The following is a 25,018-nucleotide window of genomic DNA, read 5'->3' on the forward strand; positions in this document are numbered from 1 at the left end:
TGACCTGACCCAGGGCCGGGAACCTCGGCCCTGGGTCATGTGGCCGCCGGCGTCGGCCTCCCGCGGGCTCGCGGTATCGGCACTGGTCACGGGCTTGATGCCACAACTCTGCTACAGCACTGCGCTATCGCTGCGATGGGCTGGGCACTCCTGCTCGGATTCGATGGGTCCAACAGGCTAGCGACGGTCCGAAACCGTCGTCTGCTCGCGGCCAGCTCCACGGCCGTTCGGACACCTCACGAGAAGGAGTATGCGATGGAGACCAAGTCCTCGGATGTACGCGCCGACGTCGACACCGTGGCCGTCGAGCCGCCGGTGGTGACTGAGCTGGGCACCCTCACGCGCCTGACGCTGGGCCAGGGCAAGAACGACACCGCCGACATGAAGAAGTACTACTACTGACCGACCTGCAGCGACGAGACGGGGGGCCTGATCCGATGCGTAGCTTTGGTGGATCGATCGCGACGGGGACGGGCCTCCCGTCCCGTCCTGCGGGCAGTCGCTTGTTGCGGTCACGGTACGCAGTGGTGTGGTTGTTCGCTGACTGGCCGGACGATCAGGTGCACGTCCTCGATGGTCCGGACTGGTGGTGCGTCGTTCTGGGCGAGGTCACGTGTGGCCACACAGACCTGGCTCGCCAGGCACGTCGGTTCGCCAGCGGGCTGGAGGTCGAGCCGCTGATCGACCGGGGTGGGAACAGCCACGTCGTCTGGGCGGATGCCCGGAAGACCATCGTCACTGGTGACGTCGCCGGGACCCGCCTCGTGTTCCACGCGGTCCATGACGGCGCCGCACACTTTGCGTCGTCGTCGCACGTCCTGGCCGATCTGCTCGGCACCGGAGTCGATCCGGGATGGCTGGCACTACGACTGTCGTGTCCGGACGTCGTTCCGCGCTCGACACGATCGGCGTACGAACGTGTTGCGGCGGTGCCGCCGACGAGGATGCTCGTCCTGCGGTCCGGCCACGAGCCGACGACCGTGGACCGGCCACAGAGGAACACTGAGCTGAGTCTCTCTGCGGGTGGCGCCCGGCTGCACGAGGCGCTGCGTGCCGAGGTGGATGCTCCGTTGACCGGGCGTGTCACCGCAGACCTTTCAGGCGGCCTTGACTCAAGCTCCGTCGCGGCGCTTGCCGCACAAGCGGTGCCGCTGATCGGGCTCACCCTTGATGCGGCACAGGCGGGCAATGAGGACCTCGCACACGCCACGCGGATCGCCGCGACGCTGCCGATGCTCCGGCACGAGGTGCGTCAGATCCCCGAAGCAGTCCTTCCCTACACGGACCTTGACCGGGTCCCGTATACCGACGAGCCGTGGTCCGACGCCGTCTTGTTTGCCCGCACCCGCTGGTGGCATCAACAGCTGGTGGACCTCGGATCTTCTGTTCATCTGACGGGCGATGGCGGTGACGCCGTCCTGTCCGGGTCGCTGGCGTATTTTGCGGATCTCGGCCGTGACGTACCGCGCCTCGCCCGCGAAGCGCGTGCTTGGGCACAGCTGCGCACGGGAGCACCGCTCCCGATCGTCGTCGCGGCCACACGCTTGGCCAGGACGTCGGAGCGGTACGCACTGAGAAGACTCGTCCGTGAGCTTCGTACCGGTCGTTCGTCGCACCAAGGAGCGGCAGGCCGGCTGCGGTGGTTCGGAGCACCCGACGCCGCCTGGCTTACCATCGAGGGCCGCCGTGCGGCCGCTGACTGTGTGCCTTTGCCCGACGACGTCGCCGGAGACGAGGGACCAATCGGGGATCGCATCGCCGGCAACGCAGTCCTGACGTTCGGCAGGGACCACCGCATTGATCTGGAGATAACTCAGGCGCATGGTCTGCGTCAGATAGCTCCCTTCGTGACCGATGGTGTGGTGCGTGCGTGCCTCTCGGTACCCGTGCGAGAACGCACCAGCGCCTTCGTCGCCAAGCCTCTGTTGCGGGCGGCCCTGAACCAGCACGTTCCTGCATCGGTTCTGGACCGGTCCACCAAGGGTGACTACACCGCGCTCCACTACGCGGGCCTGTCCCGCAACGCCGGCGACCTGCGTGCCCTCTTCGCGAGCTCGCGAATGGTCGGCTCCGGACTGGTCGAACACGGGCACGCAGCCATGGTGCTCGACCGGGCGATCCGCGGTGCCGATGTCCGCCTGGCCGGCATCAACGACCTGATCGCTACCGAGGTCTGGCTTCGCTCCGAAGAGGCTCGTTCCCGCATTTCCTGGATCACCCGAGGGGAGGCAGCAGATGACGCCCCGCTATCGACTGGCCGACCACGTCACGTCCACACCGACGCCTGATGGTGGCAGCGTGCTGATCGACGTTGCGCGTGACCGTGTCTACGCCCTGAACCCCACCGCTGCCGCATTGCTCTGCACGCTCGTGGACGGGCCGGGCGGATCGATACCAGACATCGTCGAGCGCCTCGCGCGACAGGACTACACGCAGGCCGTGTCCTGGACCGAACATCTGCGCGCCACCCTGCTCGGCGGCCACCTCATCCAGGAGGCGGAGACATGAGCGTCACGATGGCGGCTCCACAGATCGCGCGGACGTCCAGATCAAAGACGATGCTGGCGATCATCGTCCTGGTGCTGGTGATCGCCTTCCTGAGGCTCTTGCCTCTTCGGGTCGTACTCGCGGCCACGAGGTGCTTCAACGGTCGCGCGCATGAGCTGGCGACAGCGGATCAGGCCCACGCGTTGATGCGGACCGTTCGCCGCGCGGCGACCTGGTGGCCAGGTCGAGCAGCCTGTCTCGAGATCTCACTGACGACGACGTGGCTGGCAGCCCTACGCGGGCGAGCCGTGGTGTGGTGCCACGGCGTGCAGGTCCACCCGTACACGTTCCATGCGTGGGTCGAGGCCGACGGCGTTCCGGTCGACGAACCCGCGACCACGCCTTCTTTCCTGCGAACCATGACGATCCCCGCCCGGACTCGAAGGAGCCACCCATGACCACCGCCGTTGCCGACGCGGTCGCCGCTGTCGACTACGACCACTTCGTCACTGAGCCGGACGGCTCCACACTCCCTCAGTCTTCCAGCGTCGCTTCGATCCAGAAGATGCTTGAAGACCTCGATGTCCGGCCCGGACACCGCGTCCTAGAGATCGGCACCGGATCCGGGTACACGTCCGCGCTGCTCGCCAACCTTGTCGGCCCGAGCGGACTGGTGAGGTCGGTCGAGGTGTTCGCCGACCTGGTGCCGCGCGCGCATGCTCGCCTGGAGGTGGCCGGCGTTACAAACGTGACTGTGAGCAACGGTGATGGTTATGCGGGCGACCCGGGCGGGGCGCCTTACGACCGTGTCGTGGCCTGGGCGACCCCGCACGTGATCCCGTCTGCTTGGATCGACCAGATTGCCCGGGACGCCGTCATCGTGGCACCGGTCAAGGTCGCCGAGCTTGCGACTGCGCACGCGATCGTTGCCATCACAGTGACGGACGGGCAGCCGAAGGTTGTCTCGGTGCGGCCCGGTGGGTACATCGAGATGCATCCCGAACCTGTCACCGTCTTCGGGCTGCCACTCCGCTACGTTGGGGCATCCCACGTCCCTGACGATGCCGAACCGTGGTGGATCAGCAGCTTGGCGCCACGGGAGGTCCCCGGGGCGCTCGGACTGGTACTGGACCGGCTCAGGTCCGCGTCTGTCGTGTCGAACACGCCGCTTGAAGCGGCGGAAGAACTCGACGACTTCAGGGCTTGGCTGTATGCCACCGTTCCGGACGAGTTGGCTACTGCCGGGCTCTCTGATCGCTTCACCAGCATCGGTATGGCCAATGAAGACGGGGCCGCTGTCCTCACGGACGACGAACTGGTCATCTCGGGTGACGCCGAGGCGGTGCGAGTGCTCAGTGGGTGGATCGAACAGTGGCGGGAAGCAGGACGCCCGGGCTGGTCCGACGTAGCAGGTGTCGTCGTGCCGAGTGTCGAGGGATGGAAAGTGCGCTTGACGTTATAAGTGCGTACCGCGGCTGAACTCTTCTGAGGACGTGTTCGGCGGTAGACCAAAGCGCTCGGCCTGGTCTGGATCGTGGCCTTCGCCGGCCGACCGAGCGAAGCAGGTGAAGCGGACATTGGGACTTCAGCTCCTGGCCCCGTCCCGGAAGATTGAGCGCCATTGAGGGCCAGTCGGCGCCGCCTCCAGCCCTCCAGAATGTACGAAGCCCAGGTCAGAAACAGTCTCTGACCTGGGCTTCCGTACTCTGAGCGGGCGACGGGAATCGAACCCGCGTAATTAGTTTGGAAGCCATGCTGCATGGAGTTCGGTTGATGTGGGCCAACCGGTCGAAAATGACCGCTGACCTGGTCCTATTGTAATGCTGTAATGGGTGCGCGTGGGGTTATCTGTGGTCCAGATTGGCCTCAAGTGGGGCCAGGTAGGGATGAGTTAGGGCCCATAAGGGCCCAGCCTGGGGGCCTGCCCGCTACCACGATTGGTGCCGCGGACCATACGGGGAGAGACCTTCCATGAACGGGGCCAGCGCGTCAGGCGTCGGCTTCACTTCTCCCGGCATGGCGATGGCCTCCTGCAACGGGTCGGACGAATCGTGGTGCCGCCTGGCCCACGAGACCCACTCCTCGGCCGCGGCGCGTTCATCGCCCGCCAGCTCTTTCGTGCGCTGCTCCAGTGCGGCGATGTAGTCGCCTTCCAGGCGATGGTGGTGCCATCGGTCGACCTGGGTCGCCAGTGTCTCGGCCCGATGATGCTCCTGGAGCCGTACGGCGGCGCGAGCCCGGACGCGTTCCCAGTGCGCCTCTCGTGCCTGCCTCTCTCGTTCGAGACGTCGTTCATGCTCGTCGGCGGCGTCGGCACGCAGCCCGATCTCCTGGAGCAGGACCGCCAGCTTGGTCTCCACCTGCTGCGTCTTGGTGTCTTGAAAAGTGCCCTGTCGGATGGCGCCGCCGCCTGACAGTTCCAGATGCAGACGTCCGGTCGGTGTGAAGTCGTACCTTGGGGCGTACGACCACGAGTACCGCTCCTTGTCGCGCTGCTCCTTTGCGGTCAGGACGTGGTCTGAACGGGTGGAGCGCTCCTTGACGATGATGTTGACCTCGTGGCCGCGCACCGCGATCTGGATGGCCCCCGTGCGTGGCGCGTGGGCCACCGTCCAGCCGCGCCGTCGAGCCTCCTTGGCGACGGCGTCCAGGATCAGTAGTGCACGCTGACGGGCGCCTTTCGAGAACTGGAGCATGTTTTTGTCGGCGCGGAGCTCGGCGATCACTGGGTGCGGGCTCCTGAGAGTCTGACCAACAGGGACATCAGGCAGCGCTTCGTCCATCCAGGCTGGCCGGTCTATGAGCGAGATCTCCTTCTTTGACCAGCCCCCGCCGTAGCCGACCACGAGCCGTTGGCCTGTCGGTACCAGTTTCGACGTGCGTGCAAGGGCGGCAAGCCTCTGATAGGCACCATCCCCGTCGTCGACGACAAGTGACCCTCCTGCGGCGACCACATCTGCCACGAGCTGGGCGGCGGGGTCGATCGCTTTCTCCTGGGGAGGCGCGACGTCCTGAGCCTTCGCAGGGTGCTGAGACGCATCCTCGACGCGCGTGTCCGACACCGGGCGGGCTTGCGGCCGAGCGTCGCGTATGGCGGTCTTCTGTACCTTGCTGCGTGCCGGCCAGTGGCCATCCGGGAAACGACCGTGCTTCAGGTAATAGCGTCCCGCGTCGGTCGGTGTGGCGGACCAAGTACCGCCCGCACGCGAGACGGATGCCAGCCGGCGTCCCTGCAGCGCGAGAGCGACTGTCTTGTAGGTGTACCCGTCCATTACACCAGCAGGGCATCCGTCGGCGATCCACTGCAGAACCTCCACCTGGCGGGCGTTCACGTCGCGTAGTCCCACGCTTCGAGCGTAGTTCCAGACCGATTCCACTGGCCGACCATCGTGCGGCGTTGCGCTCGTCTCGGCTCAGGTCGGTGCTGCGCCACGCGCTGTGAAGCAAGCGCTTCATCCGGGGTACCAACGCCTGCGTCTCTGATGGCGCCAGGCAGTACGGACGACGGCGACGAGCGACGACGGCGACGCACACACGCGACGAATGTGTACGCGCGGTAGGTACGCGACGACACGCACGCACGACGACGAGCGCGGCTGCGTGGCGCGGGTAGGCGGGCAGCGGGATGGCGGGTCCCGCGGACCGCCACGACGAAGGCCACACACCTAATGCACAAGCCGTGAGCGGAGGCCGCCGAAGGCGACCTGGAACAGCCCGACAAGCGCCTGGGGAAGGGGGTGGGGGACATGATGACGGCCCACGTGCTCAGCGCCGGCAGCGGATACACGTACCTGACCCAGCAGGTCGCCTCCGGGGACGTGCCGCGGGGTCGGGGGATGTCGTTGACGGATTATTACCTGCAGCACGGCAACCCGCCTGGCTGGTGGGTCGGCACCGGCCTGGACCAGCTCGGGGTGTCGGGGCAGGTGCTGGAGCGGCAGATGAAGTCCCTGTTCGGTCAGGGCCGCCACCCGGACGCCGACCGCCTGGAGGTCGAGGCCCTGGCCCGCGGGATGTCGAAGCGGGACTCGGCCCGGGTGGGTGCGTTGGGGCGGGCGTTCCCGGAGTTCAAAGGCAAGGCCGCCGACGGCTACACCGCCGCCCTTGAGGCAGCGTTCGCTCGGTTCGCTGCGGAGAATGATCGTCCGCCGGAGGCGGGTGTCGAGCGGGACCTGATCCGGTGGAACGTCGCCCGCACGCTCGCGCAGCAGGAGCGCAACGACAAGGGCGCCCCGGGTGAGGTCTCGGACAAGGACATCGCGATCTGGCTGGCCAAGCGCGGCCAGCAGCCCCGCAAGGCGGTGGCGGGTTACGACCTGGTCTTCACGCCGTCCAAGAGCATCAGTGTCCTGTGGGGCCTGGGCGATGCGGCCACGCGGGAGGCGATCACGAAGGCGCACACCCAGGCCTGGCAGGACACCCTCGCGTGGATCGAGTCCGAGGCCGCGCTGACCCGTGGGGGTGCGGGTGGTGTGCGGCAGATCGACACCCACGGTTTGACGGCGGTCGCGTTCGACCATCTCGACTCCCGGGCCGGTGACCCCAACTTGCACACGCATGTCGCGGTCTCGACCAAGGTGCTGGGGGTGGATGGGATCTGGCGTGCGGTGGATGGTCGGGTGCTGTTGGGGCTGAAGGTGGCGGCGTCGGAGCGGTACAACACCCGCGTCGAGCAGCTCGTGATCGAGATGCTCGGGGTCGCGTTCCACACCGAGACCAGGGGCCGGGGCAAGCAGGGTGTGCGGGAGATCGTCGGCATCCCTAAGCAACTGCGGGACGCGTTTTCTCGGCGGCGTGCGGTGATCCAGGAGTCCTACGAGTCCCTGCGAGCTGCCTACCGGGCGAAGTACGGGCATGAGCCGGACCCGAAGACCGCGTACAGACTGACGCAGCAAGCCAATCTAGATACTCGCCGGGCCAAGGGCGCCCCGGTTGGCCTACGCCACCGGCTCCCGCAGTGGGCGCAGATGGCTGCCGAGGTCGTGGGCGGGCCGGAAGCGGTGGCACGCATGCTCGCCGGTGCCCTGAACCCCGGCCCGGACACGGATCGGGTCACGGTCGACGGGCTCAAAGACCTGTGGCCCGCCGTCGCGCAGGATCTGGCCGGTCGGGGGATGGCCCGGTGGGCGGCTCAGGACGTCACCGAGGCGGTCGAGCGGCTGGCCGACACGTGGCCGCGCGCCCAGGTCTTCCGACCGCTGCGGTGGCGCACACCGGCCGGAAGACGGGCCGTCCTGGTGGAACTCACGCAGCAGGTGCTCGCCCAGGGTGACCTGGTGGACGCGTGCCTGACGAACGTGGCGGGCAAGCGGGCGACGTGGACGACCTACCACCTACAGGCCGAGGGCACCCGGCTGGCCCGCGAGCACGCCCCCACTGGGACCGATCTGTTGGTCCTGGCCGCGACGATCGCGGGGCATGCCGAAGCCGCCAGCCTGGTGATCACGCCGCCGGACCTGAATGAGTCGCCGGATGTGATGCGTCGCAAGGACGGCGAGAGCGTCTACTTCGTGCACGGTTCCACCCGGTACACCTCGCTGGCGGTCCTGGAGGCCGAGGACCAGCTCCTGGCCGCCGCGCGCACCCCCGGTGGCCTGGTCATCGGCCCAGGCGCGGTGGAGGCGGCGATTGAGCACGTGCGTGTCGACCGGGGGCGGGTGCTGAACCGGGGGCAGCGGGACCTGGTGGCGCACTTCGCGTCCAGCACGGTGCTGGCTGCGGGGATTGGTCCGGCCGGGACAGGGAAGACCACCGCGATGCGCGCGTTTGCGTCGGCGGTCCAGGACGCCGGCGCGAAGTTCATCGCGCTGGCGCCGTCGGCCGCCGCCGCGGAAGTCCTTGGCGCTGACCTGGGTGACGGGATCACTGCGGAGACCCTGGACATGTTCATCCTGGCTAGCCGGGGTGCTGGTGGTCAGCGCCTGCGGGAGCGACTCGCGGTGGAGCCGGGGACGGTGGTCCTGGTCGACGAGACGAGTCTGGCTGGCACGCTCGCACTGGCTGATGTCCTGGCGATTACCCAGGCTGCTGGTGGGAGTGTCCGGCTGCTGGGGGACCCGGCACAGCTCGGTGCCGTCGCCGCGGGTGGTGCGCTGCGGCTCATTGCGCAGCAGGCAGGTGCGGTCGAGCTGATCCAGATCCACCGCTTCCACGCCAGGGGCGAAGCCAAAGCCTCCCTCCAGCTCCGCGACGGCGACCACCGGGGCCTGGACTTCTACGTCACAAACCGCCGCACCCAGGGCGGCAGTGCGGCGCAGATGGCGGAGGAGATGTTCGCGAACTGGCAGACCGACTCCGACACCGGTCGCAAGACGATCATGATCGCCGCGACCAACACCCTCGTGACTGAACTCTCCGCGAGAGCACGCCTGCACCGGGTGACCCGTGGCGAGGTCGAGGACGACGGCGTCACCCTGCACGACAAGAACCGCGCTGGGGTCGGGGACGTGATCGTGACCCGGCTGAACAACCGGCATCTACGCGCGAAGCACGATGACGGGCACATCGACTCGGGCCGGGACTGGGTCAAGAACGGCGACCTGTGGCGAATCGAGGCCCGCGGCGCTGACGGTGCCTTGCAGGCCCGGCACCTGGACACCGGCGCCACGGTCGTTCTCCCTGTGGACTATGTCGCCGCCCACGTCGAGCTCGGGTACGCCGCGACGATCCACCGCGTCCAGGGCATGACCGTGGACACCTCCCACGCCATGGTCGGGGTCGGCATGACCCGCAACGAGCTCTACACCGCCATCACCCGCGGTGCGCACTCCAACCGGGTCTACGTGGAGACCGACGACGTCCTGGAGCTGGATCCGCACCGTCAGCCAGACCAGGAGCGCGCGGTGCTGAACGCGCTGAAGGGGGTCCTGGACCGTGATGGCGGGGAGCAATCGGCGTCTCGGGCGATCGAGGACGAGTGGGACTACGCCCACTCGCTGGCCCGCCTGGTCCCCGAGTACGAGGACGCCTACCTCGCCTTCCTCGAACCCGACCGCACCTCGCGCCTGGCCGAGGCGGTCCAGTCGGTGCTGCCCGGACGAGTCGCGGACCAGGTGCTCGCGGACGAGGTCTGGCCGGTGCTGGCCAAGCGCCTGTCCATGCACGAAGCAGCTGGCACCGACCCGGAGACCGTGGTCCGCCGCGCGGCCGGGACCGGGTTCGGGAACGCGCGGTCGGTCGCGAAGGTCCTGCACCACCGTATCGGTCTACCCCGACCCCACGACCGCGACGAGCGGGGACTGCCGGCCTGGATCACAACTGCCCCGGACACCACCGACAAGGTGCTCTGGGAAGTTGCCACGCCAACGGCCGTGACGTCCATCGGATCGGACACGCTCGATGAGCTGGCCGGGGCAGCATCGCAGCACGAGGGGGCGCCGCAAGCTTCAGGCCCTGACCAGCTCCCCAAGGCCGGACCTGATGCGGATTGTGAGGCGAATAGGGGCGCTCAGGAGCGTGTCGTCGACGTCGGTGAGCGGGACCTGGTCGTCGAGATCACCGGGCACGCCTGGGCCTGGTGGACCCGACAGAAGTCCACCCAGTCCTGGGCCACCCGGTACATGACCAGTCGGGGCCTGGTCGACGCGGAGTGGGGCGTTGCTCCCGGCACGTGGACCAGTCTGACCGACCACCTGCAGTCGCTCGGGTACACGCCCGACCAGCTCGTCACCGCTGGGGTGGCGACCCGGACCAAGAATGGGCCGGTCATCGATAAGTTCCGCAATCGGATCGTGTTCCCCTACCGGAACCAGACCGGGCAGGTCGTCGGCGTCACCGGGCGCATCAACCCCGCCGAGGCAGACACCGGTGAGGGGCGGGCACCGAAGTACCTGAACACCCCAGAGACCGCGGCCCACCGGAAGGGTGAGCTCGTCTACGGCCTGGACCTCGACGCCATCACACGCCTGGCCGCGGGTGCCCGACCGGTCCTGGTCGAGGGGCCGACCGACCACGCGGCCTTGCACCTGGCCGCCGCCGGCCTCGCGGACCAGACCGGGGTCGAGATCGTGCCGGTCGCCGCGGGTGGCACCAGCATCACCGGACAGCACCTGCAAGCCCTACGAGACGCGACCGGTCGGGACCTGACCGACCTGATCATCGCCCTCGACCCCGACACCGCCGGGCGCACCGCGGCGGCCCGGGTCTGGGCCATGCTCACACCCGAGGAAGCAGCCCATGCCCAGGCACTCGACCTGCCGACCGATCCTGCACAGACTGCGACCGACAACCCCGAGGTCGTTGCCACCGCACTGGCCCAGACCATGCCGCTGAGCTGGTTCGCGATGGCCCCCAACCTGCAGACCATCCGAGACCTGGACCACTTCGAACGCCAGATCCCACAGCTACGGGCCCTGGTCGACCACCTCTACGACCGCGTCGCGCTGGACCAGTGGTGGCCCCTGATCGAGCACGTCGCAGACAGAGTCGGTCATGCATCGGGTGCCGAGAACCACGAGCAGCTCGGCGTCGGCGCGGTGCGCAAGGTCATGACCGACCACCTGGCTGGCCTCATCACGAACGGACCCCGGACCGACGCACACCCTGGCTATCACGGGGCGGACGAGGCTTCCGTCAGCGCGCAGACGCGGCATGAGCGGCCATCGACTGATCCGCTGGTGCAGGCGTGGCTCGCCCGGCATGCCGACCTGATCGCCACCCGCCTGGATGCCTTGGTCGAGGATGCGGTGAGGAACCCACGGCTGTGGATGGAGACCATCACACCGCCTCCCTCAGCCGGTCGCGAACGGGAGACTTGGCGGACGGCGATGCGGCAGGTGGTGGCCTACCGCGACCGGTACCAGATCACTGACCCGGATACTCCGCTCGGACCACGGTCGCCGGACGGGGAGCGCGGTGAGGCGTACGCAGCGGCCGCCCGCGCCTTGGAAGCCATCACGACCAACCAGGGATACGGAACCGCACGCCTGGGTCGTAGTGGGCCGCGGTCGATGGAGCGTGTCCCGGTGGTCCTGGCCGACGCGCGAGCCCGCGCCACCCAGATGCGCCGCGACGCGGACGAGCGCGCGCGACGCGACGCCGCTGACCGGGTAGCTGACCGTTCCGACGGCTGGGGCTGGTAGGAGCATCGACGGCTTGTGATGCCTGGAGCCACCTTGAACCGGGGTGTGGAGCGTTGACTGGCGGAATAGGTCAGGGTGCTATTCGTTAATGCTGAGCACCGCCACATAGGCGACGCCTGTGTGCTCGTAGAGCGTCACAGGTGGGTGAATGTCTCGCACAATTGCGCGCCCCGCCTCAATTGAAGCCGTGACTGGCGCCGACGCGATGAAATGCCAGCGCTTCGCGCTTGGAAAACGAGCCTCAGCCATCGCCAGCGCGGCCCGCCACTGGTCGGCGAAACTAGATAGGGACTGCTCATGCGAAAGCAGGTTTGGCCCAGGCGGCTCCCCGACCGGCCTTATTTCGATGACCGGTGCGCCGTCGAGAGCGGACGGAAAGGCCGTGCGAGCCACTTCGCTCGTCAGTGCGCAGACCAGTGTAACTTCCTGGGCGGTGGAATCCTTCTCCGGGGCAACGACTTCAAAGTCTATGGGGGCGCCCTGGTCACTCCAAGACCAACCCTGGAACTGATTTCGGTGCTTCTGAAAGAGGCGTGTTGGTGTCTTGTCGTCAAGATGCCATCCTAAAAAGACGAGAAGAGGCACCGGTGCGATGGCAAAGACAGAAATGTGCTCAACGTCGCCACTCTCGACCGCTTGACTGACCTGGGTGATGGTGTCTTCAATCGATTGCTGGGCGGCATCCCAGAAGCCGCGGCCGCCAGCGGAGCCGCTGATTCGACAAGTAAAGTCGCCACTACGCTGTGTCTCGACGAGCCCCAGGTAGTTGACGGCAAGGAGCGTTTCAGCGATCTGGCGCCGGGATGCTATCGCCAATGAGCCACGAATCGTGCAGCCAATTCGCAGGGCGGCGGTACGCGTGAGGCCACCGTTCTCTGTGACCATCTCGACGCGTCGCTCGAAGGACTCTTTTATTTCGCGCAGTTTCTCGGGCGGAAAGAAGTCCATGTGGTCGGGGTTGTCGATGATCTTGTGACAGTCGTGGCACAAGAGAAGCAGGTTCTCCTCGGCCTCCGTGTCATCGACACCGTCATTGTCCGTGCTCCGGGGTGATCCATCTCCATCGGTGGCGCCGATATTGTGTGCCAACTCCGCCAAGAGAACTGAATGCAGGTACGTTCGATGGTCACCGAGGAGGCGACGGTTGCAGATTGTGCAGCGTCCGGCGGTGCGCGCCCACAGAGCGTTGCGCACCGATTCCTTGATGCGATCGCGTTTGACGGTGGTGTCGCGCGCGTCAGATGAGGCCATCTGTTTTTCCTCCAAGAAGGTCTTGGTTCGACTCCGCAGATTCGCTGTCTGTCTGGCCTGGCGACAACCCCGGGGCCGTTGTCGGTGACTTAGTGTGGGACGCTGCCACGAAGGCCCGCCGCGGTCCCGCTTCACCATGCGGTAGCGAGATCAAGTGCGTCCCGGATATAGGTTCGTTCGAACCGAGATGAGAGCCGAGCAGGCTGGTCAGGCTCGCTGCAACGCCACTCAAATCTGCAGAAGAGCCGTGGAAGGTCGGTGCAGAGCAGCCCCTAGTTGGAATGATCTCTTCAATGTCGGTGGCCCCCCACAGCTCGTGAAACGGCTCCAGTTCGCTGTCGGCCCTCACCGCCTTGCCGGCCTGCTGGTCGATCGTCAGGCAGCCTGTGGTCGCTGGTGGCATCGAGACGCTGAGTATTCCAAGCGTCCCGGTTCGCACGTCGCAGGCCATTTGCGCCAAGACTGGTCGCCCAGAGGTTGTAGCAACTGCATCGAGCATGCGGCCAACCGCGACGCTGACGGTTGCGTCGATTATGACTTCAGCATCGGTGAGATCTGAGGCTACGGGGAATGGTGCTTCGCGAGGCGTCACCTCTACGGAGTCGCTGATTGCGCGCAAGCGCGCAGCCAGAGCCTCCACCTTCGACTCGCCGACGTCCGTCTCGACGAAATTCTGCCGGACTAGGAGGCCGCCCGTGATCCGGCCCGGATCGCATAGCACGACCTTCGTAGCGCCTGCTCGGACGACGAATTCCGCAACCCACGAGCCCAGACCGCCGCAGCCCCAGATATGCACGGTCTTTCCAGCGAAAGAAGATACCGGTCGCGTCGAGTCGCGGCGGGTCGTTACCTCGGGTCGTTGATCGGAGACGGGCAGCCAATCAACCTCTGCATCGGGGTCAACTTTAGCGGGATCGATGTTGGCCAAGGAGCTACTCTTTATAGTGTCGCGGGCCAGGTCCCGGATTTGGTCGGCTCCCGACGCCGGGAGGCTGGCGACCAACAGGTGCGGTGGGCCGCCAGTGGGATGGGGGACTGCGATGACGAGGCGCTGAGGCGTGCCGGTCGGCTTGCGAATTGCGCTCGCGGCAAGAACGGCCAGCAGCGGGACGGCTAGCCCGGTCCGGAAGCGCTTGGTAGTGAACGCGTCACCGGGGGCCAGGTGCCCTGCGTAAGGATCTTCGACGAGGCTCAGCAGAGAGAGCAACGTGGTGCCGGCTCCCAGAGGCAGCGCAGCATCGAGGTCGAAGATCGGTGCGTGTTGAGCGGAGTCACCGGCGGGACCCCAATGTGCTTGGCCATGGTTGAGGACCAAGTCCAAACGCTTGGGCGCCCGCTCGATGAGCCATCCGTGCTGGACGAGTCTGTTCGAAGGGAGCGAGTCGCGCACAACGACGCTTGGCGCACCATCCGTCTCATGCAGCACCCCGCCGACAGCGTGGTAGAGAGCGGTCTGAGCATCGAAACGTCCAGCTGCCGCGTCGCTAAGCCACTCCATGAGCCTGTCGACAAGGCCGCCGAATCCGTCCCCGGGATCCCACTCCCTGGACGGGTCGAGGTACAGGCATAGCCGCGTGCCCTGAAGCACGTGAGCGTGGTTGAGGAACCGAAGGTGATCGACCTCGACTCGCGGAGGAGCGACGTCGGACCGGCCCACAGTGACTTGGAACTCCTCGTGGTCGCGGAGCCGGAGTCCACCGTCCACATGTTCTAGCCCCGCGGTGCGAACTCTCAGGCGCACGCGCATTTCGCTGGCGCTATGCCGCGGCTTGCCGATCAGCTCGACTTCGCCTGGGAACGCGACCGCGAACGCGGCCAGGTCCGTAAGAACCCTAGCCTGCCACTCGCTGGCTCGCCGCGTGCTCACCCAGCGCGACCCGAATGCTTGACGGTAGACAGCGAGGCGGCAGCGGCGGCGCTGGACACAGCGCTGAACTTGCCCACGCCTGAGGAGGCGGACGACTCCGAACCTGCCGGTGCCTTGAAGCCGTCTCCGAACAGCGCCTGCCACTTCTTCACGCTCTCGTCGAAATCAGTCTCCTTGTAGGCGTCTTTGATCTCAGCGGCATGCACGTGGATCCGCTTGCGGAAGTGAGCGTAGGTCTCCTGAGTCCAGCGGTGGTCGAACGACGTACCGGAGCCTGACGGGTCCATGATGGCCGGCTTGTAGTGGTTGACCTGGAGGTAGTCGTCGAGGTCGGAGACGATGTGCAGCAGGGCGGTCGGGAGGTCGCTGTAGTAGCCGCTGTCGAGCACCTTCCGCCACTTTTCGACCCGCTCGCCCAACAGCGTCGTCAGCAGCACCGACTTGGTGCCCGTCCAGGAGTTCTTGTGGTCGCGCAGAAACTTCATGATCCGGATGACCTCGCGCAGGTGCTTGTTCGCGATGCCGTCCTTTTCCTTCATCCAGCTGGTAAAGCCATCGGTGTCCGTGCGTTCCCACTTATTGTCGTCGCGGTTGACGATCCATTGTGTGCCGTCGGCGCGCAGCACGAAGGGTACGACATCGACATGCATCGCGTTTTCGGCGTAGTTGACGTAGACGCAACGGCACTTGCGACCGTGCGGCATGTTCTTGTACGGCGAGGTCTTGTGCAACACGGTGTAGATGGCGTCGCCGTACATCTTCAGGTTGTCGGCCCAGTCGGGGTCCTCGACCATCTGGAGCATGAAGTCGCCGTCGAATGCGTTGCCGTTGACGGGTTTAATGATTGTGCGTTGGGGCCAGGACCCCTGAGGGATCTTCTTCTTGATCAGCGGCTTCAGGTCTGGGTCGTTTTTCAGGCAGTTGTAGATCGCGTCAACTCTTGTGCTGAGCAGGTCGACCTTCGACTGGGGCAGGTTAACGGTGTTGTCGAGGAAGTTCTTGAAGTAGTCGGCGTGTTTCATGCTGCGCCTCCCGGCGTCATCGGATTTTCGGAGTTGACTGCGTGGCCGCGGTCCTGTGAGGACGTGGGCGTATAGACGCTCGCGACGTGGTCAGCGAAGCGCTCGGTAAACAGGGGGCTTAGCGATCGGCTCTCACCAGCTGCTAGGCCCGCGAGTGCTTCAGGGCTAGCTCGGTCGAGTGCGAACACCCTGCCAGGTACCAGAGCGTCGAAGCGGACAAAGTCGTCCTTGCCGATCAGGTGCATGGCGGTGCCTTGCGTACCCCGGCTCGACGCGGTGATCACGAGGTCGACTGCTGGTCTGGCCCAGTTGAGCAAACCGCCGGTGTCGAGTCGCTCGGGGTGATTGGTCCGCTGATCGACCGCGCCAACGTTGAGCACTCGGATGGCTTCCAGTGGCACGTTGAGCATGCTTACGGCCTCGCTGATCGCCACAACTGAGGGGTTGTTCGCCCAGACGCCACCATCGATGAGTCGTTGCCCGTCGACACGTGCGGCTTCGAAATAGGTCGGTGCAGCACTCGTTGCCATCGCGATGTCGACCATTGGAATGCGGCCGTCGCGGCGCAGTCGCGGATGGTGCGGCGTCTTGAAGATGTGTACAGCGCCTCGCTGGACGTCCCATGCAGGTATGACTAACCGCTTCGTGCTGGCGCTGAGTGGTCGATCCCCGAACACCTTTTTCAGCGCTGTCCGCAGCACGCCAGCTTCATAGATGGGCGCCGCGAGTTGGCGCGGTCGCCGCCAAAAGCGACGGCGTGCCGACGGGAAGACTGCATCGACCAGTTCTTCATAGTGGCTGACGATCTCGCCCGGGCTCAGGCCAGCTCCGAGACCGAGCGCGACGATGCCGCCGGCCGAGGTGCCAGCGATCAGGTCGAAGGACTTGCCAATGCTGACACCGAGGTCTTCTTCGAGGCGGGCGAGCAGGTGGGCTGTGAAGAGCGCCTTTGCTCCGCCGCCGTCGAGCGCGAGAATCTGGAAGCGATGACGCCGTTCGTCAGCACTCTCGCTCGTCGAAGTCTGCTGATCCTGCAGACTAGGCATACCAGACCGCCCGGGCGGCCTATCGCCGTCGGGCTCTGCTGAACTTGCGGAAGCTACAGCCATATGGCGAATCTACGCTCCGCCACTGACATGCTCAGGGTCCCAGGGCGACCTTCACCCGGTTCGACATGCGGTCGCTTGGACCGGCGGCGGGCGAAGGCGTTCTGCTCCTCCCGAGTCCCGAGTCCCGAGTCCCGAGTCCCGAGTCCCGAGTCCCGAGTCCCGAGTCCCGAGTCCCGAGTCCGCGATACGTGCTCAGGGACCAGGTGCGGCAGGCGGAGGCCTCGTGCGAGCGTGCCTGCCGTGTCGTAGGAGCTGGTCGAAGAAGCTCGGCGCCCCGGAGAAAGCTGGAGGTTTGAATCACCGTTGCCGAGGGGCGTCTGCCAATCGCCGTGCTCGTTGGGCTCGGAGTTGGCGGAATTCGCCAGAGTGCTGGGGCTTGAGGCTGTCGGGCTGGACAGGTGCGGGAAGCGGCTCCGCTGACGCAGTTGCGTAGTTATGGAACGCCAGAGCCGCTCACTTGCAGGCCCGCCTCCTCTGGAAGGCTGCGGCGGCTGGCTGATCATGATGTTGCCGCGGTTCGCAGCAACATGCGCAAGTGGTTCGAGGAGCGTGGCGATTTGGGCAGTTTATGACCAGCGTGTAAGTGCTAGGGGGCGAGGCGTCTTGGCCGCGATCGCAACTACTCCTGTACGTTCTCGATCGCGTATAGGACTGTGTCCGTCAACGCAAGGTAGTTGACCACGCGGTCTTGAGCCGTATCGACGTGGCCATGGGCTGCGAGGTTTCTGAGCACGGCTAAGCCCTCCACGGCTCTCAACGTTTCTTCCGCAATAAGGCTTTGCTCCGCTGCGAGCTTGGCCAAGCCTGCACCGCCCAGACGGAGTTGTGTCGCTTCAACACCAGCGTCCTCCAAAAGCGAATAGAGGCTCATTTCGACCGCTCTGAAGCCTTCGACGACGGCGGCATTGGTGTGGCCTCCCTCCAGCAAAGCCCGTGCTAGATCGATCGCACTTTGGACCTCGGAGCGTCGTCCCGAGGGCTGAGAGGAGGTCACCCGGGCGGGTAAGACGCCCGCCAGTTCTAGGTCCACCTCGGCCGCCGCGATCGTCCGATCCCACTCCGCCTCGACGGGCCCGACCTTCAGCCGCTTCATATCAGAGGACAGCAGTGCGGAGATCTTTGCTCGAAAGATCAACGCGACCCCGAACACAGCGAGCGGCCAAGCAAGCGCTTGCGTCATCGTCGCGACGAACTCCATCACTGACACTCCACCGAGGGTACGGGACTGCTGGACAGAGAGAGGGGGTCTCTGCCCTGGCAGTGGCCCGTGATGCGGCGTGAACGGCCACCGGAGACCTCGCCGGCGAAGCAATGGCGGTCCTGCCGACGGCAAGACGCTTCGTCCGGGTCGCTGCCGCACCCGACTCGCGGCACTGTCATGAGCATCGATAGCTTCACGAGGCTGCTTGTGGCCCCGCCCGGGCTCGAGCCACGCGATGCTGTACTTGGGTGTGTCTTCGCTGCATTGTTCTTGAGACAGGCGGTGGACCGGCTCGTCCAGTCTGTCTGCGACGCGATCGAAGGACGAATTGAGGATCGATCGCGCGACCGCGAGGATCGTCGGTTTGAAGCGATGCCTGACATTGGCCTACCGGCGGGGCCGCGAGATGGAAGCCCTTTGGCTCGATCGGGAGCAAGCTTGGCCGCAGTCAGCCGCAGTCAGCCGCAGTCAGCCGCATCGACGCGGTCGAGCGCGTCGCCCAGGGCGGCACCTCCCTCGATCCCGCCGTCGTCGCGAAGATCGTGAACGCGGGCACCGGCTCATCGCTCGGCGCGCTCACCGACCGCGAGCGCGAGGTTGTCGCGCTGATGGCCGAGAGCCTGTCCAACCAGGCCATCGCCCAGCGCCTCTACCTCAGCGAAGAAGCGATCAGCAAGCACACTACCGCGCTGTTCGCGAAGCTCGGGATCGCGGCCGACGACGGCAGCAACCGGCGCGTCCTCGCTGTGCCGACCTATCTCGGGGCCGCCGGGACCGGCTGACGCCGCACGGAATCGGTGCGCTCCAAGCGGCCCGCCGCGTCGCAAAGGGCCGCCCTCCTGGCTCCGCCGAGACGGTCGCCGGATGGGCAGCGAGACCGGGCTGGAGCAGCCTCGGAGACCGCGGGCGTCGTGAGTGCCGCGGCTACTTGGATCTGGCTGACACACGTGCGTTGCCGTTGCGGATCTGGCAGAACGCCGCTCCCGAATGGGAGTCTGAGGCCATGCACCAGCACATAAACCTCGAATGCCCGTGGGATGCCCACGAGCAGGTCTTGGAGAGGCGTCCGTGCAGGTCAGGGCGAATTCCACGGTTTACACCGTGAAGTCGGCGAACATGCCCGCCGCGACCAGGCAGACCGGGGGCAGACTCAGGTTGTGCTGGACGCGGTCCGGAGCCTTATCCAGTCAGCCGAACACGATCTCGCGAAACCGGTCGCGGACATGGGCGAGGGGTTCGCGGTCCCGGGTGTAGTAGAGCTTGTTGGTGAGCAAGGCCGCCCAGCGGTTCTGCTTCGGGTTGAGCCAGATGGCTGTGCCGGTGAAGCCGTAGTGCGTCCAGGACTGGTCGGCGGGATCGGTTCCGGGCGCCGGATGCCAGAACAAGCCCCGAGCTGGTTCGAGGCTGCCGGTGTGGACGTTGAGGGACTCGCGCGTCCACTCGGGACCGAAGCCCGCAGGGGCCACGGCGGTGGTGGGGTCCAGGAGGTAACGCAGCAGCACGGTCAGGTCGTCGAGGGTGGAGAACACTCCGGCGATGCCGCTCACGCCGCCGAGCAGGCGGGCGGAGAAGTCGTGGACGGTGCCCTTGAGGTGGGTGCCGGTCTCGTCGTCGAACTCGGTCGGGGCGCAGCGCGCGGCCGGTTCCGTCGGCAGGGGTCCGAAGCGGGTCTCTCCCATGCCGAGCGGGCCCCAGACCCGGGCGGTGGCGAGTCGGTCGAGTCGTTCGCCGCCGAGAAACTCGGCGAGGTAGCCGAGGATGAGGGCGGCGCGGTCGGTGTACTCCACGGCCTGGCCGGGCTCACGGTTCAGGGCTTCATGGAGGACGCCGTTCCGGATGACGTCAGGGTTGGTGCCGTAGAGCTTCTTGAGCTGGGCGCGCAGGGGAAGCCCGGCGGTGTGGGTCAGGAGCTGGTGCGCGGTCACGCGTCCGAGCGGGTGTCCGGCGACGTCGGGCCAGAACGCGCCCAGGGGTTCATCGAGGTCCAGGTGGTCGTCCTGCCAGAGGGTCCCGATGGCGGTCCAGACGGCGAGGATCTTGGTGAGGCTGGCGACGTCGAACACGGTGTCCGGTTCCATGGGCTCATCGGGTCGAGCTGGGTCCAGGAGGCCCGTTGCGCCGCGGTCGGTGATGCCAGTTGCGTCGCCTACGGCCCATACCGCGCCCGGGTAGACACGGTCGTGTACTCCAGTGGTCACCAGGTCACGAAGCTGTTCGGTGGTGGAGGGCATCGGTTCCTCTGCTTCTTGGATGAGCCGTCCTGGCCAGCGTAGGGGTGACCGGGGCGGTAAGAGATGGATGTGTGTGGTCAGGCGAGGCTGTCGCCAAGAGCGGTCAGCGCGGAAGCGGTGACGGACAAGGGGAATCGAGCGGCGTTGGCGCGGGCGGATTCGCGGAGTTCGTCGGCTACGCCAGGTGTGACGAGGTGACGTAGGTTCCTCGCGACGCGATCCGGGTCGGTGAAGTCCGTGGGCAGCGCCGACACGCCGAGGGCCTCGTCGAGGCCCGGTACGGGTTGGTAGAGCACCGGCAGTCCACAGGCTTGTGCTTCGAGGGCGACCAGACCCATGGCTTCCAGGGTGGTGGAGGGCATGAGCAGGGCGTCGTGCTCCGCGAATGCCTTCCACAGTTCACGCCTGGGAAGCCACCCGAGGTAGTTGACATCGAGCCCGGCGTGCCGCAGGGCTGGCTGGAGCTCGCCGAACTCGTAGGGTGGCGCGGCGATGCTGACCGTCAAGTCCACGGCGCTCCCGAGGGCTTGGACAAGGCGGCCGCCGCCCTTCTCGGGGGTGAGTCGGCCCGCATACAGGAGTCGCTGCGCGCCCTTGGGGGATGAGCCTCGTGGAGGTGACCCGGCGAGAAGTTCGTCGGGGATGCCCCAGGGGATCTTCGCTATCCGGCCAGTGCCAGGAGCGAGCGTCTGGAGTCGGTCTGCCATCGCGGAGGTGGGTACGACGATCGCATCCGCACGGCGGATCGTGTCGCGCAGGACTCGCAGTTGGTCGGGGTGGGTCTCGGCGAACAGCAGGTCGGTCCCATGGACCAAGGCAACCGCTGGGTGGTCCGGGAGCGCTTTCAGGAGAGCCGGAGTGGCACCGAAGGCGAGGTGTTGCAGGTGGACAACGTCGACGTCTCCGGGGTCGAGCGCATCGGCTAAAGCGCGGTGCAGGGCAGTGACGTACTGCGCGAATCCGGGCTCGTCGAGGCACTTGCCCTCGACCGCGAGCAGGTCCAGGCCCGGCACGGCCGGACGTCTGTCGTGGCCGGCGTCGAGCATGAATGCTCGTGCGGAGATCAGCGGTTCGGTGCCGGTGTACAGGTCGCGGAACAGTTCCACACTGCCGCCGGGGCTTGCGGCCGGCAGATCGAGGAAAGTCGCCACACGAGCGGTCATGGAGCGTTCTCCTGAAACTCTTCGTGGAGCCGGGAGATGTCGATGCCGTCGGTTGAGGTGTACTTGCGGCCGAGCTGTTGGTAGCTGGCCGCCGGCCCGTAGGTGCGCAGGAAGATGAGCTTGCCGAATGTCATCCCGGGATAGACGCGAACCGGTCTGACAGTGCGGATCTCCAGTGTCCAGCGGATCGCGTGCCCTACATGGCCGAGGGGCGCGGAGACGTGAACCCAGATGCCGAGGCGACCAGTGACACGGTCGCCATTGAGCATCTGGGCGTACCGGTCTGAGGCTGTGCGCTCCAAGGTCACCCCGAGATACAGGACTCCGGGCTCCAGGACGTACCCCGACTCGGGGATAGTGACCTCGGTGAAGGGTGTTGGAAATGCGGCGTCCAGGTCCGTCGTGCAAGCCCGGAGTGCTGCACCGAGTCGCCAGTCATACGCGTTCGCGGAGATCCGTTCCGGGTCGAACGGATCGATGGTGATGTCCCCGGCAGCGACGGCTGCGGCGATTGCGGGTCCGGTCAGGATCATGAGGCCGCCGAGTGAGGGACGTCGTGCCAGTAGCGCGAGGCCTGCGGTCCCTGCGCTGCCTGGTACTTGCCCGCGTACAGTTCGAGCGGTCCGGCCGCGACGAAGAACATGATCTGGCCGATCTTCATCCCGGCGTAGACCCGCAGCGGGCGGGTGGGCGCGAGCATGAGGGTCCACTGGCCGTGGAACCCGATGTCGCCGATCGGGGCGGTGATCTCCACGAAGAGGCCGAGTCGCCCGACCGAGGACCGTCCGAACAGCAGCGGCACGAACACATCCGAGCCAACCTCCTCAAGCGTGTGCCCGAGATAGAGCTGACCCGGCTGGAGGACGTGCCCCTTCGGGCCGATCTCGATGCTGGCTGTGGGGTTCGGGCGGTGGGCGTCGATGATGGGGTCCACGTACGTCATGAGGGTCGAGCCGAGGCGTACGTTGTAACTGTTCGGGTTGACCTGCGCGGGCTCGAACGGTGTGACGCGAAGACGCCCGTCACGTACTGATTCAGCTATCTCGGGACCTGTGAGGATCATGGCTTTACCTCCGAGCAGAGGGCATGACGGACGGCCCGGCTAAGTCTGAGAACCGTGCTGGGCGGGCTAGCCAGCGGAAGCGCTTCGGCGAGGTAACTCGTGGTCAGGACGCTTGTCACCCGGGCGGGCGCCGGACAGGGTTCGACGATCAGGGGACCGGACCGCTCCTCGAACTCAGCGAGCAGGGTTGCGAGACACACTTCCGGCTCGAACTGTGCGTGCACTATGTGGTTGCCGAACGGCTCGATGGCCATCAGATTGTCGACGGTCAGCATTTGCCCGAGATGGACCTGCCGCAGCGCTGACTCGTTGAGGATCACGACGGCGGCGGAGGTGCCCGTTGCAAGATTTCTGGCGACCTGATCGAGCACCGCCCTACGGTCAAGGAAGTGGTCTCTCCAGGAGGAATCGAGCGGGACGAGCGGTACCGTCAACTGGTCACGGAGAACTTCCACCGAACGACCGATCGGCTCCAGCGGCGTCGGAAGCGTGTCCCCGGCCTCGAACTGGGCAGCACTCGCGCGCCAGCCTCCGCCTTCTGGTGCAGCGGTCGAGTAGCCGGCCGCGAGTTCGGGCCCTTTGACGACGACAGTTGAGCCGACCTGTTCCGGTCCACGGCGCTCACTGTGGCAGTGGCCCGCGAAGATGACGTCGAGAAACGGGCACACGTCAGCGAGACGAAGGTCTTGGTCGAAGCCGGAGTGCGACAGCAACACCCACGCATCGACCTCATGCTGGTGCTTCTCCCACACGTCGGTGAGCGCCTCGGCAGGGTCGACGACTCGGTACCCAGATCTCTCGTTCATGGGGATTGCGGCAAACGCCTGCGCGCCGATCACTGCGGTCACGGCCACCCGCTGTCCGCGGATGACGGTTGGGTGAAGGTGGCGGAAGGGTGCTTCGCCGCTCGATTCGTTGACGACGTTGGCGCACACGGTCTTCTCGCGTAGGCCTGGTCGGAGATGATGGCGCCAGCCGTGGTTACCTGGGAGGAGAACGTCGTAGAGCGAGACCAGGATTTCCATCTCGATACGGCCCTGGCCGAGACGGTAGTAGCCAGTCCCCTCGAAGAAGTCCCCACAGTCCACGACCAGAGCGTCGCGGCGTGCGCGGTGCAGCCCAGCGAGCAACGGGACGACCTCGCCGAGCTGAGAGTGCACGTCGGTCGTCGCTACGATCCGCTCCAGGACGCGTTCCATCATGGGAGTTCCTGGATGTCTGCGCCCAGAGCACGAAGCTTGCCGGGTAGGTCAGCGTGGCCGCGCTGGAGCTGTGTCACCCCGGTCACGGTCGTCTCGCCGTGGGCGACCAAGCCTGCTATCAGCAGGGCCGAACCTGTCCGAATGTCCGTGGCCTCCGCGGTCCCTCCCGCCAGATGCTGTGGTCCGGTCAGGCGGGCCGTGGTCGAAGTCAAGGCTTCGATGTCGGCACCCAGGCGGGCGAACTGCGTCAGCAGGTTTCCGTGCCGCCCTGGATTGATCGGGTCGGAGAACTCGTGGGTGCCGGGCAACCCCAGTGCCAGGGCCATCAGGGCCGGTTCGAAGTCGGCGTCCAGACCTCCTGGGTCCAAAGACGAGATGGCGCGCAGACCGTCGCCGATGCGCTCACCCTCGTCGAGGACGGCGAACCCATCGTCCTCGACAAGCACGCGAATGCCGACACCGTTGAGCAGCCCGGCGACGTACTCGACATCACGACCCGCAACTCCGTCGACACGTCCATTGCCGCCCGTGGCCGCGATGGCGCACGCAAGGGTTCCTGCCTCGATCTTGTCCCCCGGAACCCGCCACGACACCGCAGCATCGTCGGCACCGTGCGGCGGTTCCATCCGGAGACGGGACGGGTGCAGATCGATGCGCCAGCCGACCGAACGCAGAGCGTTGAGAATCCCGGTGAACTCCGGAGACAGGTTCGGATTACCCAGCTCCATCCGTACTCGCCCGACGACGGCTCGGAGCACGGCCACGACGCTCGCGCCCCGGGAACGGAACGGGAGACTTGTCGTCACCTGGGTCGGAGTCTCCTGTGCTGTTACGCGGTACCCGGTGCTGTCGAGGGCGATCGCATCGCCGAACGCGGCGTAGACGTCGAAGTGTAGGTCCATCCCACGATCCCCGATCCGGCAGCCACCGGGCCAGGGCAGGTCGGCGCGGCCGTGGGCTCCCAGGAGCGCGGGAACCAGGTAGTACGACGCCCGGATAGCTCCAGCGGCACTCAGGTCGCCAGGGCGGCGCCCGGAAGCTGGCCGAACGGTCACGGACTGCCGATCGTTCGGCGGGTGGTCGACCCCAAAGCCAGCAAGGTGTAGAAGCGTGAGCATCACGCCCACATCCGTGCTGGATGGGATGTTCGTCACCTGCACCGGTCGTCCTGTGACCGCAGCGCAGGCGAGCAGAGGCAACGCCGCATTCTTCGAGCCGTCGACCCGGACCGCGCCCGACAGGCGGGCGCGCGGACGGACGACGATCGTGGGTGCTGCCGCGCCGTCCCGGCCGTGGGGCCGTGGCATCCGTGCAGTCATGTCCGCGGTCTGGCTCATGCCTC

At 66.4% G+C, this 25,018-nt stretch carries 19 protein-coding genes; 7 read left to right on the forward strand and 12 right to left on the reverse strand.

Annotated elements, in window-relative coordinates:
• Positions 1-255 precede the first annotated feature (255 nt).
• The 5 genes from ACZ7LE_RS08265 (at position 256) to ACZ7LE_RS08285 (ending at position 3,949) form a co-directional block, all read left to right on the forward strand.
• Complete coding sequence (locus ACZ7LE_RS08265; protein WP_470402805.1) at positions 256-402, forward strand: lasso RiPP family leader peptide-containing protein; 147 nt, start codon at positions 256-258, stop codon at positions 400-402.
• A gap of 125 nt (positions 403-527) precedes the next feature.
• Positions 528-2,288 (forward strand): asparagine synthase-related protein, encoded by a 1,761-nt coding sequence (locus ACZ7LE_RS08270; protein ID WP_470402806.1) that lies wholly within the window; start codon positions 528-530, stop codon positions 2,286-2,288.
• 10 nt (positions 2,289-2,298) lie between these two features.
• On the forward strand, positions 2,299-2,508 hold the full coding sequence (locus ACZ7LE_RS08275) for a PqqD family peptide modification chaperone (RefSeq protein ID WP_470402807.1): 210 nt from the start codon (positions 2,299-2,301) through the stop codon (positions 2,506-2,508).
• A complete protein-coding gene (locus ACZ7LE_RS08280) occupies positions 2,505-2,945 on the forward strand; it encodes a lasso peptide biosynthesis B2 protein (RefSeq protein WP_470402808.1) in 441 nt (146 codons plus the stop codon). The genes ACZ7LE_RS08275 and ACZ7LE_RS08280 overlap by 4 nt, the downstream gene beginning before the upstream one ends.
• Positions 2,942-3,949, forward strand: coding sequence for a methyltransferase domain-containing protein (locus ACZ7LE_RS08285; protein WP_470402809.1), 1,008 nt, complete (start codon positions 2,942-2,944; stop codon positions 3,947-3,949). The genes ACZ7LE_RS08280 and ACZ7LE_RS08285 overlap by 4 nt, the downstream gene beginning before the upstream one ends.
• A 466-nt stretch (positions 3,950-4,415) precedes the next feature.
• Here ACZ7LE_RS08285 and ACZ7LE_RS08290 read toward each other — a convergent pair whose 3' ends face one another.
• A complete protein-coding gene (locus ACZ7LE_RS08290) occupies positions 4,416-5,834 on the reverse strand; it encodes a hypothetical protein (protein ID WP_470402810.1) in 1,419 nt (472 codons plus the stop codon).
• A 399-nt stretch (positions 5,835-6,233) separates the two neighbouring features.
• Here ACZ7LE_RS08290 and mobF point away from each other — a divergent pair, with 399 nt between their 5' ends.
• Entirely contained in the window at positions 6,234-11,567 is a 5,334-nt protein-coding gene (gene mobF, locus ACZ7LE_RS08295; protein WP_470402811.1) for a MobF family relaxase, read from the forward strand.
• Positions 11,568-11,645: 78 nt separating this feature from the next.
• Here mobF and ACZ7LE_RS08300 read toward each other — a convergent pair whose 3' ends face one another.
• The 5 genes from ACZ7LE_RS08300 to ACZ7LE_RS08320 form a co-directional block, all read right to left on the reverse strand.
• A complete protein-coding gene (locus ACZ7LE_RS08300; protein WP_470402812.1) occupies positions 11,646-12,818 on the reverse strand; it encodes an SAVED domain-containing protein in 1,173 nt (390 codons plus the stop codon).
• On the reverse strand, positions 12,805-14,685 hold the full coding sequence (locus ACZ7LE_RS08305; RefSeq protein ID WP_470402813.1) for a ThiF family adenylyltransferase: 1,881 nt from the start codon (positions 14,683-14,685) through the stop codon (positions 12,805-12,807). Before ACZ7LE_RS08305 ends, ACZ7LE_RS08300 begins: the two co-directional genes overlap by 14 nt.
• Positions 14,682-15,707, reverse strand: coding sequence for an SMODS domain-containing nucleotidyltransferase (locus tag ACZ7LE_RS08310; protein ID WP_470402814.1), 1,026 nt, complete (start codon positions 15,705-15,707; stop codon positions 14,682-14,684). The genes ACZ7LE_RS08305 and ACZ7LE_RS08310 overlap by 4 nt, the downstream gene beginning before the upstream one ends.
• Positions 15,704-16,753 carry a CBASS cGAMP-activated phospholipase gene (locus ACZ7LE_RS08315; RefSeq protein ID WP_470402815.1) on the reverse strand — a complete coding sequence of 350 codons (1,050 nt, stop codon included), beginning with the start codon at positions 16,751-16,753 and terminating at the stop codon, positions 15,704-15,706. The genes ACZ7LE_RS08310 and ACZ7LE_RS08315 overlap by 4 nt, the downstream gene beginning before the upstream one ends.
• Positions 16,754-17,435: 682 nt before the next feature.
• Complete coding sequence (locus tag ACZ7LE_RS08320; protein ID WP_470402816.1) at positions 17,436-18,014, reverse strand: hypothetical protein; 579 nt, start codon at positions 18,012-18,014, stop codon at positions 17,436-17,438.
• Between the two features lie 545 nt (positions 18,015-18,559).
• Between ACZ7LE_RS08320 and ACZ7LE_RS08325 the strand changes: the two genes are divergently transcribed.
• Positions 18,560-18,799, forward strand: coding sequence for a response regulator transcription factor (locus ACZ7LE_RS08325; RefSeq protein ID WP_470402817.1), 240 nt, complete (start codon positions 18,560-18,562; stop codon positions 18,797-18,799).
• 405 nt (positions 18,800-19,204) lie between these two features.
• Here the strand turns inward: ACZ7LE_RS08325 and ACZ7LE_RS08330 are convergent, their stop codons facing one another.
• The 6 genes from ACZ7LE_RS08330 to ACZ7LE_RS08355 form a co-directional block, all read right to left on the reverse strand.
• Positions 19,205-20,248: a serine hydrolase domain-containing protein gene (locus ACZ7LE_RS08330; protein WP_470402818.1), complete on the reverse strand. Its 1,044-nt coding sequence runs from the start codon at positions 20,246-20,248 to the stop codon at positions 19,205-19,207.
• A gap of 77 nt (positions 20,249-20,325) precedes the next feature.
• Positions 20,326-21,411 carry a glycosyltransferase family 4 protein gene (locus ACZ7LE_RS08335; RefSeq protein ID WP_470402819.1) on the reverse strand — a complete coding sequence of 362 codons (1,086 nt, stop codon included), beginning with the start codon at positions 21,409-21,411 and terminating at the stop codon, positions 20,326-20,328.
• Complete coding sequence (locus ACZ7LE_RS08340; protein ID WP_470402820.1) at positions 21,408-21,944, reverse strand: dCTP deaminase; 537 nt, start codon at positions 21,942-21,944, stop codon at positions 21,408-21,410. Before ACZ7LE_RS08340 ends, ACZ7LE_RS08335 begins: the two co-directional genes overlap by 4 nt.
• Positions 21,941-22,474, reverse strand: a complete 534-nt coding sequence (gene dcd / locus ACZ7LE_RS08345; RefSeq protein WP_470402821.1) for a dCTP deaminase — start codon at positions 22,472-22,474, stop codon at positions 21,941-21,943. The genes ACZ7LE_RS08340 and dcd overlap by 4 nt, the downstream gene beginning before the upstream one ends.
• The gene (locus ACZ7LE_RS08350; protein WP_470402822.1) at positions 22,471-23,676 is read right to left on the reverse strand and encodes a metallophosphoesterase; all 1,206 of its coding nucleotides are present in this window, start codon (positions 23,674-23,676) and stop codon (positions 22,471-22,473) included. Before ACZ7LE_RS08350 ends, dcd begins: the two co-directional genes overlap by 4 nt.
• Complete coding sequence (locus ACZ7LE_RS08355; RefSeq protein ID WP_470402823.1) at positions 23,673-25,013, reverse strand: hypothetical protein; 1,341 nt, start codon at positions 25,011-25,013, stop codon at positions 23,673-23,675. Before ACZ7LE_RS08355 ends, ACZ7LE_RS08350 begins: the two co-directional genes overlap by 4 nt.
• Between the last annotated feature and the right edge of the window lie 5 nt (positions 25,014-25,018).

The sequence above is a fragment of the Promicromonospora sp. NPDC110617 genome (assembly GCF_055598465.1).